This window comes from Cytobacillus praedii (genome assembly GCF_001439605.1).
Lineage (GTDB): Bacteria > Bacillota > Bacilli > Bacillales > Cytobacillaceae > Cytobacillus > Cytobacillus praedii.
Genome location: NZ_LMBX01000001.1, coordinates 291,154 through 303,516, shown reverse-complemented (window position 1 = coordinate 303,516; position 12,363 = coordinate 291,154). Strand labels below are relative to the sequence as shown.

The following is a 12,363-nucleotide window of genomic DNA, read 5'->3' as shown; positions in this document are numbered from 1 at the left end:
TGAAAAAAACTAGTCTCGTTATTATATTCATCAGCGAATAAATTGGGAGTACTTCTGATCATTCAACGTGAAAAATAAGCATAACAAATAGAATTGTACTTAATAATAACCAAAATGAAAACATGTACGAAGGCCTATATTTATGAGTTTCGAGAGAAATCGGCAAGATAGCCCGATTTCTTGATTAGATTCTCTCCTTAATAGACAATTTGCAATATAAGAGGAAGCTGCTGGGACCATAGGAGATAATCAAGGAAGAAATTACTTACAGATGATCCGATAACAATAGATAGTAATATGTATAATACTCTTGCTTGGAATACGCGATTTGGCTTTAAAATTTGGTCAATTCGCAATGCCTGTAAAGCCCACCATGCAAGTGCAATAAACGCTAAATGGGATAGAATGCTAATTAATGCCTGCTGTCCGAATCCAGATATCATACGAACACTCCTTTCAACATGAATATATCTGCATCTGCACCCAGCTTCCATATTAACATATTTTACCGTTTGAAATCCTGTCCCATGTATTAGGCGAACTGCATTCCTATATTGTTACAAAAATCCGGTGTTTTTCATCCTTCATCTATCGACAGGTACTTTCAAATGCGGAGGAATCTCACAGGGTTATTAAACCACACGCAAAAAAAGAGATCGGAATATGTCCAAATCTCTTTCATATTGTCTTATTTTTTGATGTTCGTACATAAATTTCTTCCTGCACTTCATCCACTTTCCGCCTGTGCGCCATATTGCATTTTCAATCTACATCCTTTTTTCATTTATTTAGATGTATTTGACTTATAATTTTCGAAGTGCTACCCTTTATACATACCATTGGTATGTATAAAGGAGGAAACATGGCTAGAAATAAATATCCTGAAAAAACCATTGAACAAATCCTTTCAATTTCGTATCGATTATTTTTAGAAAAGGGTTATGAACAAACAACAATTCAAGATATTATAAATGAATTGGGCATGAGTAAAGGCGCTATTTATCATCACTTCAAATCAAAGGAAGACATCTTGCTTGCAATTGGTGATAAGGGTTTCTATTATCCAAATTCAATTGAAAAGTTCAAAAATCTTAACCATTTAAATGGATTGCAGAAACTAAAAAAGATTATCTGTACTGAATTTGAGAATCTTGAAAAGCAGCAGTTTGATAAAATGGCTATATCTTTAACGGAAAATCCTAAATTCGTAAGTATCTTATTGAATGGTACGCTGAAACATGGTGTTCCAATCTTACAAGAGCTGATCGAAGAAGGAAAAAAAGATGGCTCAATTTCTATTGCGGATAGCAAAAGTGCGAGTGAAGTTATCTTATTATTAAATAACGTTTGGCTAAGTCCAATGATTGGTCAAGGAAATGAAACAGATTTAGAACGTAAAATTTTGTATTTAAAAGAACTTACTGAACTTATGGGTATTCCATTTATAGACGAAGATGTTTTTAATGCAATGAATAATTATCTGAAAAACATATTTAAATAATGAGCTGCCTTTAAGAAGGCAGTATATTATTTAAATAATACATACCGTCGGTTGGTTTGTTTTGTTTATTTTTTACGAAGGGAAGAAATTTTAATGAAGGAACGTACACTATTTCAAAAAGATTTTACGCTTTTGATTATTGGCCAAATTATTTCTTTATTCGGCAATTCTATTCTGCGTTTTTCTCTTTCACTGTATATTTTGGATGAGACTGGTTCAGCTGCAGCGTTTGGAAGTATTCTTGCGGTATCAATGATTCCTACAATTTTATTATCACCTTTTGGCGGCGTGCTAGCAGATCGTGTCAATCGCAGGAATATCATGATATGTTTGGATATAATCACTTCATTCGTTTGTATCTTTTTTCTTACACAATTAGGGAGCAACCAAATTGTCTGCATAGTGGCAGGGGTGATGATTGTTCTCTCCATTATTCAGTCTATGTATCAACCAGCTGTTCAATCAAGTATCCCTGTATTGGTAGATAGCCATCATTTGTTACAAGCAAATGGAGTGGTTGTCCAAGTAAATGCCCTTGCTAATTTCTTAGGACCGATTTTAGGTGGAATGCTGTATGGGTTTTTAGATTTAAAGGTAATCGTTATAGTTAGCGCAATTGCATTCTTTATTTCATCACTCTTAGAAGTATTTATACGGATCCCTTTTATTAAACAAGCATCGAATGGAAAAGTAATAAATACAGTAATTGTGGATTTAAAGCTGGCATTAACATTTATTAGTAAAGATAATCCAGTTTTATTTAAGATTTTACTAGTGGTTGCTTCAATAAATTTATTTTTCTCTTCAATGATTATGATTGGCTTGCCTTATATAATAAAAGTACAGCTTGGTCTAAGTTCACAACTATACGGTTTTGCTGAAAGCTTCTTGGCAATCGGATCGATTGGAGCAGGCCTTACTATTGGATTAGTAGGTAAAAAGTATAGTATTCATAATTCTCATGTTTTCATCATATTAGGAGGGGTAATGCTATTACCCATAGCAATTGTATCAGGTCTACAAATACAGCCAATGATTGCTTATAGTGTTATTTGTATAAGTACTTTTTTATGCCTGGCATCAGTAGGGATTTTCACCATTTTCGCACAAACATTTATCCAAACAGAGACACCAAATGAAATGCTAGGAAAAGTAAGTGCGGTTGTTGCAACAATCGTGATGTGTTCTTATCCAATTGGTCAGTCCTTATATGGTGTGTTGTTTGATCGTTTTTCAGATCAAGTGTTTGTCATTGTATTATTTGCAATCCTTGTCGAGGTTCTTCTAGGTTTTATGACAAAACGATATCTTACTAAGTTACAAGGGAAATCTATGAGTGCAATGAACAAATATTAAAATGAATTATTTCCGTCCTGCAGCCAGATTCATGCAAAAAAAGGGTGAAATCTATACGATTTCACCCTCTTCTTTATATTTTACCCCTTTTTTATAACCCTTTGTTTAGATTGTCTAGCCTAATTTACTGAAAAAAATCGCTGAACTGATTGAAGTTCCCTTGTAAGAAATCAAGCGCAACGTTTGGTGCTACTCCAAATAGAATCGTTGCGAATACACAGACACCGATAACAACGCCCAGTCCTGCCGGAAGCTTGAATTTCACTTCATCGTTGGCTGCTGGTCTAAAGAACATCTGGACCATAACGCCAAAGTAGTAGAAATACGAAACCACTGTTGTTGCGATCATTATGGATACAAGCACATAGTGTGCCGGTTCAACCACAAGTGCACCCATGAAAATATTCAGTTTCCCGATAAACCCAGCCGTTCCTGGAATCCCTGCTAATGACAGGATAAAGACTGCCATTGCAATCGCCAGAATTGGGGCTTTTCGATATAAACCGGCAAATTCTGCAATATCTTCAGAGCCTGTTTTCTGTGTGATCAGCTGGATGATTGCGAATGCACCCAGGTTCATGAACAAGTATGCACCTAGGTAGAACCATAGCGTATCAAACAAAAATGCAGACATAGAAGCTACAACGACAAGCAAATAACCTGCTTGTGCAATACTGGAATAGGCAAACAGACGTTTAATATTTTTCTGCCTTAATGCCACTACATTCCCGATGATCATCGTTGCTGCTGCAAGGAAGGCAATATAATCCTGAACCTTGATAAGAAGCGGCATCGAACCTGGTCCTTCAGTCGGGATGTTATAGAAAATCACCATTAAAATACGGACGATCAAAATAAATCCTGCTGTTTTCGAAACAACACTCAAGAATGCAGTAACAGGTGTTGGTGCTCCCTGATAAACATCTGGCGCCCACATATGGAACGGTGCTGTTGCGACTTTAAAGGAAAGCCCGACGAAGATCATAAAGAATGCAAGCCCTAGAAGGTAAATATGCTGTGAATCAGCTAATGTGATCACATGGCGAGCCATATCAAGCAGATTTGTCGTTCCTGTTAAGCCATATACATAACTCATTCCAAAAATCGTAATGGATGTCGAGATTCCCCCATTCACGACATACTTCATCGCAGACTCATTCGAGCCACTATGTTTCTTTCTAATACCTGCAAGAATATAAGAAGAAATCGATAGAAGCTCCAGCCCGATAAACAATGTTATTAAGTCGCCGCTAGATGACATCATCATCGCACCAAGCAGTGCAGCTAAGAATAAGTAGTAAAACTCTCCTCTATATTCGGTTAACCCTTCCTTTGGCTCATAGCTAATCGCAATAAGGAAGACAAGGGCGGATCCTATTAACAATAGCAGCTTGAACGCGATCGCAAAGGAGTCCAATCGGAATGTATCATAGAGAATCGCTTCCGGGCTATTGCCCATCAGGGTGAGCAATGCAACGAGCGCTCCTAGAATCCCCGCTAAGCCAAGCCAGCCCAGCAGCTTTCGATTCACACTCTTTGCCATAAATAGATCTAATAATGAAAGTAATGTGATTACACCGAGGATGATGAACTCAGGTGTCATGATGCTCCATTTAAATGATAGTAATGTTTCGAGATCCATCCTTCATCACCCTCCAATCCCAAGCATGATAGTTTCCAGTGCAGAAGTGAGCGGTTCAGTTAAAACATTTGGATATACGCCAATTAAGACAATAATCCCGATTAGGACTATTGCAGGCACCCATTCCGCTCCCCTAAGATCTGTAATGCCCGCAAACTCCCGATGAGCTTTGCCATAAGTAATTCCGAGAACCGCACGCAGCAGATAGACAGCTGTTAAAATGATACCAAGCGCACCCACAGCAGCTAATACTGGCATTTCCTTAAATAAACCAAGGAAAGCCATGAATTCACTTACGAAGCCTGACATTCCCGGCATTCCTAACGAAGCCATTGCCCCAGCCAGCAGGAAGCCTGCCGTAATCGGCATCCCCTTCGCCAAGCCGCCAAGGTTCGGAATATTGGATGTTTGCAGTCGCTCATAGAATACACCGACAAGGAAGAATAATAGCGCTGCTATTAATCCATGTGAAACCACTTGGAAAATAGCTCCTTGAATCCCCGCCTCATTTAAAGCGCCCAAACCTATTAAGACAATTCCCATATGGGAAATTGAGGAATAAGCAAGTACCATTTTGAAATCTGTTTGCACAAGTGCAAGGAATGCTCCGTAAAGCAGGTTCACTACTCCAAGAACAGCAATTAATACTGCTAGTTCTTGGAATTGTTCAGGGAAAATGCCCATTCCGAACCGGATAATTCCGTATGCACCAATTTTCAAGAGAATTCCTGCGTGAAGCATAACGACAGATGGAGATGCCTGAACGTGAACACGCACCATCCAGCTATGAAGCGGGAAGATCGGCAGCTTTACCCCAAATGCAATCAGCATCGCGATCAGCAAGCCCATTTTTCCACCGGCAGACATCACAAGATGATCTGTATCCGAAGTAAGAATATACGTTAACGCTTCAATATTAGATGTCCCTGTACGTGCAAAGAGCACCATGATGACAATCAGCAGTACAGCAGAACCTAACCCATTATAAATTAAGAAGCTAAATGCAGCTTTTTCCTTTTCAAAATAGCCCCACTTCCCAATAAGGAAGAATGTCGGAATAAGCGTAATTTCGAAAAAGATAAAGAACAGAATTAAGTTTTCAGCAGCAAATACACCAAGCATGCCCACCTCAAGAAGAAGGAAGAGCATAAAGTAGCCTTTCCACTCTTTTTTAATATACATGGAGGCTATTGCTGCAAGTGTAGAAAGGATGGCTGTTAACACAAGCATAATCAGTGAGAAGCCATCAACACCTAATTCATATTTAATAGAAAACAATTCTCCTAATCTATTGGGATCACCGAATTGAATCCAGTTAACCATTTCGTCCAGCTGATCAAGTGAACTCCCTGACCGATATTGAAAAAATGCCATCAAGGACAGGACAAGTGCTGGAAGAGTTGCAAGGAACCCAACCGTTTTAATAACAGATTCCTTTGCTTTTGGAACAAATAATAAGGCGATTATACCGAGTAAAGGGGAGAAAACTAAGATGGATAAATAAGCAAAGTTCATTTCAAATACCCCCCTGTTACAGCAAATACGACAATTAAGATCGCTAAGCCGACAAATGCGACAGCACCGTATCGTTGGATCTGTCCACTCTGGAATCTTGAGCCTAAGTGACCAAGTCCGGAAACCGCTCCTGATACCCCTTTGACTATGCCCTCAACGATGAATGTTTCAATGAAACGAAGAATCAGGCTGAGTCCTTTCGTTACTTTTAAAACCGTTAATTCATACAATTCATCTATATAATATTTATTATATAGAATCGTATATAGCGTCGAAGCACCAAGCCAATCACGTGAAAGTGAACGTTTGCTGTAGATTAGCCAAGCTAGGAAAATACCTAATAAAGAGACGACGGTTGCAACAATCATGATCCACGACGGACCTTCGATATGCCCGTGCCCAAGAGCAGGATTTCCTTCTGTTAGCCAATCGCCAAGAAATGTCCCAAACCAAGGGGTATTGACATACCCTGCTACAACTGCAAGAATGGCAAGAACCATCATCGGTACAGTCATCACACTTGGCGACTCCTTCACATGCTTCATGTCACTGCGCGATTCACCGGAAAATACCATAAAGAAGAGACGGAACATATAGAATGCAGTGAAGAAGGCAGCAACAACCGCTAGCCAGAATAACACAGTATTGCCATTTGCCCATGCTGCAATTAATATTTCATCCTTACTAAAGAATCCTGAAAATAAAGGGACACCGCTAATTGCTAATGTTCCTATCAAAAATAATGGACCTGTTACACGAAGCTTTTTCCATAAGCCGCCCATTTTCTCAATATCCTGCGTATGCACTGCGTGGATAACGCTGCCCGCAGCAAGGAATAACAAGGCTTTGAAGAAAGCATGTGTCATCAGGTGGAACACACCAGCAACATAGCCGGCAGATCCAAGTGCAAGCATCATGTAGCCTAGCTGGCTGACCGTTGAATACGCAAGCACTCTCTTAATATCCTTCTGAACAAGCCCAATGCTTGCTGCAAAGATCGCAGTAAATGCTCCAATAATCGCAACCGTCAACAGCGCTGTCTCGCTTGCTGAAAAGAGCGGGAACAGGGATGCCACTAAATAAACCCCTGCTGCAACCATCGTTGCGGCGTGAATTAAAGCAGACACCGGCGTTGGACCTTCCATCGCATCCGGCAGCCATGTATGAAGCGGGAATTGACCTGACTTCCCTACAGCACCAATAAAAATCAATATGGCAGTTAATGTAATCATCGTTGAAGAAACCGCTCCAGCTTCAACCGCTGCAAAAATTTCATCATATTCGAAGCTTCCAACCTGCCAGAATAATAGAATCATTCCTATTAGAAGGCCAACATCTCCAATACGTGTCATAATAAACGCCTTTTTGGCGGCCTTCTTCGCTTCTTCTTTATAAAAGTAGAAACCGATTAGCAAGAATGAACCTAAACCAACAAGCTCCCAGAAAATATACGTTTGCAGAAGATTGGGCGAAAGCACTAAGCCCAGCATCGCAAATGTAAATAATCCTAAGTAAGCGTAGTACACATGGAATCGTTCATCACCGTGCATATATCCCTTTGAATACGTATGTACAAGGAAACTCACTAGCGATACGATTACAAGCATTAACGCATTTAATTGATTGACTTCAAAACCCGCTGTTAACTGAACATCCCCTATCGTCAGCCAAACCGACTCTGCCTTATGGGTGGGCGACGAAAATCTTTCGAACAGCACCAATAAGGAGTAGACGAACGATGCAAGCGAGAGCAGGATTCCTATGTATGCACTTGCTTCCTTCAGTCGTTTGCCAAAAAAGATAAGGAACAAAAACGATAAAAGCGGGAAAAGCGGTATGATCCATGCATTCTCCATCAATATCACAATCCCCTTTTTGAACACGTTTATAGTTTTGTATAGTCCTAGAGCTAACGTGTTAGATTACTAGAGGTCAGAGGCTAGATTAGCGGAAATCGGCCTGGGATTTCTATTTTCAGCCTCATTTTGAACTTACTTTATAAAGACATGCTTCATCCTCTAGTGTTTCAATGTGTTCACTTCATCAATATTAACGGTATTCCGATTACGGTATAAGGCAATCAGTATCGCTACCCCAACAGCAACTTCTGCAGCAGCAACAGCCATGACGAAAAGAGCGAAGATTTGTCCTGTTATTGATGGCATCACACCGAATTTGCTAAACGCTACTAAATTAATGTTTGCAGCATTAAGCATTAGTTCAATCGAAATAAGAACAATGATAATATTTTTCTTTGTTAATGCACCATATAAACCGATACAGAATAGAATTAAACCCAGTGCCAAGTAGGCTGAAAGTGGAACTGAACTCATTCCTTCTTCGCCTCCTTCTCCTTATCATTCTTCGACAGCACAATCGCTCCAATTAGCGCAGCCAGCAGCAAGACTGATGTTAATTCAAATGGAATAATATATTTTGAATAAAGCGCGATCCCAATCTGTTCTGTGTTATTCTCATGTAAGGTTGTTGACGCTTCACCAAAATCAAGATTATAAATTCCAATGTAAAAGGCGAATGCAAAACCGAGAATCCCTAAGAAGAGAAGCAGCTTTCGCAGGCGGCCTGTTTTCGGCTCATTCGTATCATCGTGACGGGTTAACATGATTCCAAAGAGCATAATGATTGTAATCGCTCCGGAATAGATGAGTATTTGAACGGCAGCTAGAAATTCAGCTGACAGCAGGACAAAGATCCCCGCAATGCTGACAAAGGTAAAAACGAGTGCAAGGACCATGTGCACGACCTTGGAAAGGTTTAATAAGAGCACGCCGCCGACTACTGCAACTAAAGCGAGTGAAATAAATGCTAAAAATTCACCTGATAACGTCATGCTTTATTCACCTTCCGTATATTCTCGTCATTTTCATCCAGCCATTCGAGATTTTTAAATAGCTCATCCCGGCTATATTCAGCGAGTTCAAAGTTATTTGACATAATGATTGCCTCTGTCGGACAAACCTCCGTACATAGGTCGCAAAGAATACAAATTTCAAAGTTAATATCATACGTATCAATAATTTTTCCCTTTTTATTCGGATCCGGGTGTTTTTTCCCTGTCAGCTGGATGCAATCGGTCGGGCAAATATTCGCACATTGATTACAAACGATGCACTTTTCCGGATAAAACTTTTGAATCCCCCGAAATCGGTCGGGCAATGGGAGTGGCTCATTCGGATATTCATAGGTTGGTTTTTCTTTCGTTAAATTTTTCAGGGTATACTTTAAGCCTTTTGCTAATCCAAATCCAAGCATGTTTTTCACCCCTTGCGGTTAAAGTAAGCTTTGATTAAAACAGTTTTAAAATTTCTTTGATGATGGCTGTCAGGAAAATATTTGCTAATGCAATTGGCAATAAGATCTTCCAGGCAAATTCCATTAATTTATCAGCCCTGATACGCGGGAACGTGCTTCGGAACCAAATTAATAGAAAGACGACAAACATGAACTTAAGTGCAAACCAGACAGCACCTGGAATAAAGTCTAGGAATGAGAATAAAGGTAGCCAGCCTCCTAAAAATAAAACCGTTGTTAATGATGCCATCGCGAACATATACACATATTCAGCAAGCATGAAAAATGCCCAACGGAATCCGGAATATTCGACATGGAACCCGGCTACAAGTTCGTTCTCGGATTCAGGAAGATCGAATGGGACACGGTTTAATTCAGCCACTGAAGCAATGATAAAGACAATGAATGCAATGGGCTGAAGCAGGATATACCATACATTCTCTTGTGCTGCTACAATATCATTTAAGTTTAAGCTGCCAGTTAGGAGAATAATCCCGAGCACTGACATAACGAGCGGAATTTCATAGGAAATCATCTGTGCTGCTGCACGCATTCCTCCGAGCAGGGCATATTTATTGTTGGATGCCCATCCGCCGGTAACCATTCCGATCGTTGTTAATCCTGAAATGGCGATATAGTAAAGCAATCCAATATTTAAATCTGCAAATTGCAATTTATCTGTAAACGGAATCGCTGCGATGACTATAAATGATGGTGCAAATGCGATAACTGGTGCAAGTATAAATAATGGTTTATCTGCAAGCTTAGGAATCGTATCTTCTTTTAGCAGAAGCTTTAAAACGTCGGCAACCGTTTGCAATAATCCCCAGCGGCCACCCACTTGGTTCGGACCTTGACGAAGCTGCATAAATCCCATAACCTTCCGCTCTGCCAGGATTGCATAGGTTACGAATCCCAATATGACTAAAAGTAAAACGGTTGCAAGTAAAAAGAAAATCCCAAAGTTTAAGATCCCCGGCTGGGAATGCAATAAATCTTCAACCATTAGCCATCCACCTCCCCTAGGATGATATCAACCGCTCCTAGAATGGAAATTAAGTTTGCAATTGTTTCCCCCTCTAGTAGCTTAGGGAGAATTTGGAGATTATAGAATGATGGTCGTCTAAATTTCAGGCGATACGGTTCTTTTTTTCCATCACTTGCGATATAACAGCCGATTTCTCCCCGAGGGGACTCAATTCGTACAAAAGCCTCACCCTTAGGCGCCTTAATGATCTTTGGCACCTTCGCTAAGATCTCCCCTTCGGCAGGGAACTGTTCACACGCTTGTTCTAAGATTTTCAATGATTCTACGATTTCATCAAGTCTGCAGTGGTATCGTGCCCATGCATCCCCTGTCTCACGAGTAACCACATTAAAATCAAAGCGATCATAGATGGAATACGGCTCATCTTTACGCAGATCCCATTTGACTCCAGTGCAGCGAAGATTAGCCCCGCTAAGGGAATAGTTAAGCGCATCTTCCTTCGTGTATGTCCCAATTCCTTTTACACGGTTCATAAAGATTTCGTTTCCTGTAACGAGTGTATGATAGCCCTTTAATTGTTCTCGCATATAAGGGACAAACTCTCTTACTTTATCAATCCAGCCTTCTGGTGCATCCCATTTGACCCCGCCAACACGCATGTAGTTAAATGTTAGACGAGCTCCTGACAGTTCATTTAGCATATTGATGATCATTTCCCGTTCACGGAAAGCATATAGAAGCGGGCTCGTTGCTCCAAGGTCTAGCAAGTACGTACCAAACCAGACAAGGTGGCTTGCTACACGGCCAAGTTCCATTGCAATGACACGTAAATACTCGGCTCTCTCAGGTACTTTAATATCCATCATCGTTTCAACCGCATGGCAAATCACATAGTTATTCGTCATGGCTGAAACGTAGTCCATCCGGTCAGTATAAGGGATGATTTGTGTATATTGAAGATTTTCTGCCAGCTTTTCTGTTCCGCGGTGAAGGTAGCCGATGACTGGCTTTGCTTCTACAATGGTTTCTCCATCAATTTTTAAGACGAGACGAAAAACACCGTGCGTACTTGGATGCTGAGGTCCTACGTTCAAAAGCATTTCTTCTGTTCGTAACATTGGTTACACCTCCACATCATACGGTTCATAGTCTTTCCTTAGTGGATGGCCAATCCATTCTTCACCAAGCATAATGCGGTGCAAGTTCGGATGATTGGTAAACGTAATGCCTAGTAAATCATATGCTTCACACTCTGGCCAATTCGCTCCTGCCCAAAGCGGCTGCAATGAATCAATCGTTGGTCCATCACGGTCAATCTTTACTTTTAATGCAACGGATTGACTATTTTTATATGAATATAAATGAACATATACTTCCATATGTGTTTCAAAATCTGTTCCATGCAGCTCTGATAAATAATCAAAGCCTAATTGCTCGTTATATTTTAAAAACTCTGCTATTTTATAATAGCTTTCTGGCTTTGCTACAAGTGTTGGGACATCCTTTGAAAGATTATTAATATAGTAATCTTCTATATGATCTTTTCCAAGATGCTCCTCTATCACTCTAATATATTTATCAAGATATGGCTGATTTGGTGATGGCTTGACTGCTTCTGCAGGTTCAGTCTTTGCCGTTCCACCAACCTTCGCTTTAGCAGCGGCTGCAGCGGCTGCTTTTGCCTTTGCAGCTGCAATGGCTTTTGCTTTTTCATCATCTCCTGCTGCGCCTCCAGCTTTCGCTGATGCAGCAGCTTTTGCTTTGGCCGCTGCGGCTGCTTTTGCCTTCGCGGCAGCAATCGCTTTCGCCTTTTCGTCATCCCCGCCAGATTCACCTGACTGTTTTGCCAATGCGGCGGCTTTTGCTTTGGCGGCTGCGGCGGCCTTTGCTTTCGCGGCGGCAGCTGCTTTTTGCTTCGCGATATCAAGGTCTTCAGCGGAGGCTTCTTCCTTCTCTTCGCCTTGTTCTTTTGCCTTCATTTTGGCTAGTGCGGCGGCCTTTGCTTTTGCAGCAGCTGCTGCTTTTTGCTTCGCGATATCAAGGTCTTCA

General features: G+C 40.6%; 11 protein-coding genes and 1 pseudogene. 2 read left to right on the top strand and 10 right to left on the bottom strand.

The features are described from left to right. Positions 1–197: 197 nt before the first annotated feature. On the bottom strand, positions 198–443 hold the full coding sequence (locus tag ASU02_RS01450) for a DUF1146 family protein (protein ID WP_053478567.1): 246 nt from the start codon (positions 441–443) through the stop codon (positions 198–200). A 419-nt stretch (positions 444–862) separates the two neighbouring features. Between ASU02_RS01450 and ASU02_RS01445 the strand changes: the two genes are divergently transcribed. Together ASU02_RS01445 and ASU02_RS01440 are read left to right on the top strand one after the other, a co-directional pair. Further along, on the top strand, positions 863–1,501 hold the full coding sequence (locus ASU02_RS01445; RefSeq protein WP_057760214.1) for a TetR/AcrR family transcriptional regulator: 639 nt from the start codon (positions 863–865) through the stop codon (positions 1,499–1,501). A 93-nt stretch (positions 1,502–1,594) separates the two neighbouring features. Further along, positions 1,595–2,857, top strand: a complete 1,263-nt coding sequence (locus ASU02_RS01440; RefSeq protein WP_057760212.1) for an MFS transporter — start codon at positions 1,595–1,597, stop codon at positions 2,855–2,857. Positions 2,858–2,981: 124 nt separating this feature from the next. On the opposite strand, the gene nuoN is transcribed toward ASU02_RS01440, so the two are convergent. The 9 genes and pseudogenes from nuoN to ASU02_RS01395 form a co-directional block, all read right to left on the bottom strand. Then, a complete protein-coding gene (nuoN, locus tag ASU02_RS01435) occupies positions 2,982–4,499 on the bottom strand; it encodes an NADH-quinone oxidoreductase subunit NuoN (protein WP_057760210.1) in 1,518 nt (505 codons plus the stop codon). A 6-nt stretch (positions 4,500–4,505) separates the two neighbouring features. Further along, on the bottom strand, positions 4,506–6,014 hold the full coding sequence (locus tag ASU02_RS01430; RefSeq protein WP_057760208.1) for an NADH-quinone oxidoreductase subunit M: 1,509 nt from the start codon (positions 6,012–6,014) through the stop codon (positions 4,506–4,508). Continuing rightward, positions 6,011–7,873 carry an NADH-quinone oxidoreductase subunit L gene (nuoL, locus tag ASU02_RS01425; RefSeq protein WP_057760206.1) on the bottom strand — a complete coding sequence of 621 codons (1,863 nt, stop codon included), beginning with the start codon at positions 7,871–7,873 and terminating at the stop codon, positions 6,011–6,013. Before nuoL ends, ASU02_RS01430 begins: the two co-directional genes overlap by 4 nt. Positions 7,874–8,032: 159 nt before the next feature. Further along, complete coding sequence (nuoK, locus tag ASU02_RS01420) at positions 8,033–8,347, bottom strand: NADH-quinone oxidoreductase subunit NuoK (RefSeq protein ID WP_057760204.1); 315 nt, start codon at positions 8,345–8,347, stop codon at positions 8,033–8,035. Beyond that, entirely contained in the window at positions 8,344–8,865 is a 522-nt protein-coding gene (locus tag ASU02_RS01415; protein ID WP_057760202.1) for an NADH-quinone oxidoreductase subunit J, read from the bottom strand. The genes nuoK and ASU02_RS01415 overlap by 4 nt, the downstream gene beginning before the upstream one ends. Beyond that, positions 8,862–9,287, bottom strand: a complete 426-nt coding sequence (gene nuoI / locus ASU02_RS01410; protein WP_053478559.1) for an NADH-quinone oxidoreductase subunit NuoI — start codon at positions 9,285–9,287, stop codon at positions 8,862–8,864. The genes ASU02_RS01415 and nuoI overlap by 4 nt, the downstream gene beginning before the upstream one ends. Positions 9,288–9,321: 34 nt before the next feature. Continuing rightward, positions 9,322–10,332: an NADH-quinone oxidoreductase subunit NuoH gene (gene nuoH, locus ASU02_RS01405; protein ID WP_057760200.1), complete on the bottom strand. Its 1,011-nt coding sequence runs from the start codon at positions 10,330–10,332 to the stop codon at positions 9,322–9,324. Continuing rightward, positions 10,332–11,432 (bottom strand): NADH-quinone oxidoreductase subunit D, encoded by a 1,101-nt coding sequence (locus ASU02_RS01400; RefSeq protein WP_057760197.1) that lies wholly within the window; start codon positions 11,430–11,432, stop codon positions 10,332–10,334. Before ASU02_RS01400 ends, nuoH begins: the two co-directional genes overlap by 1 nt. A gap of 3 nt (positions 11,433–11,435) precedes the next feature. Then, positions 11,436–12,363, bottom strand: a pseudogene (locus ASU02_RS01395) (NADH-quinone oxidoreductase subunit C); the annotation flags it as partial.

Coding starts and splice junctions, on each gene's coding strand:
- ASU02_RS01450 (WP_053478567.1), bottom strand. CDS start 443: ATGATATCTGGATTCGGACAGCAGGCATTAATTAGCATTCTATCCCAT.
- ASU02_RS01445 (WP_057760214.1), top strand. CDS start 863: ATGGCTAGAAATAAATATCCTGAAAAAACCATTGAACAAATCCTTTCA.
- ASU02_RS01440 (WP_057760212.1), top strand. CDS start 1,595: ATGAAGGAACGTACACTATTTCAAAAAGATTTTACGCTTTTGATTATT.
- nuoN (WP_057760210.1), bottom strand. CDS start 4,499: ATGGATCTCGAAACATTACTATCATTTAAATGGAGCATCATGACACCT.
- ASU02_RS01430 (WP_057760208.1), bottom strand. CDS start 6,014: ATGAACTTTGCTTATTTATCCATCTTAGTTTTCTCCCCTTTACTCGGT.
- nuoK (WP_057760204.1), bottom strand. CDS start 8,347: ATGAGTTCAGTTCCACTTTCAGCCTACTTGGCACTGGGTTTAATTCTA.
- ASU02_RS01415 (WP_057760202.1), bottom strand. CDS start 8,865: ATGACGTTATCAGGTGAATTTTTAGCATTTATTTCACTCGCTTTAGTT.
- nuoI (WP_053478559.1), bottom strand. CDS start 9,287: ATGCTTGGATTTGGATTAGCAAAAGGCTTAAAGTATACCCTGAAAAAT.
- nuoH (WP_057760200.1), bottom strand. CDS start 10,332: ATGGTTGAAGATTTATTGCATTCCCAGCCGGGGATCTTAAACTTTGGG.
- ASU02_RS01400 (WP_057760197.1), bottom strand. CDS start 11,432: ATGTTACGAACAGAAGAAATGCTTTTGAACGTAGGACCTCAGCATCCA.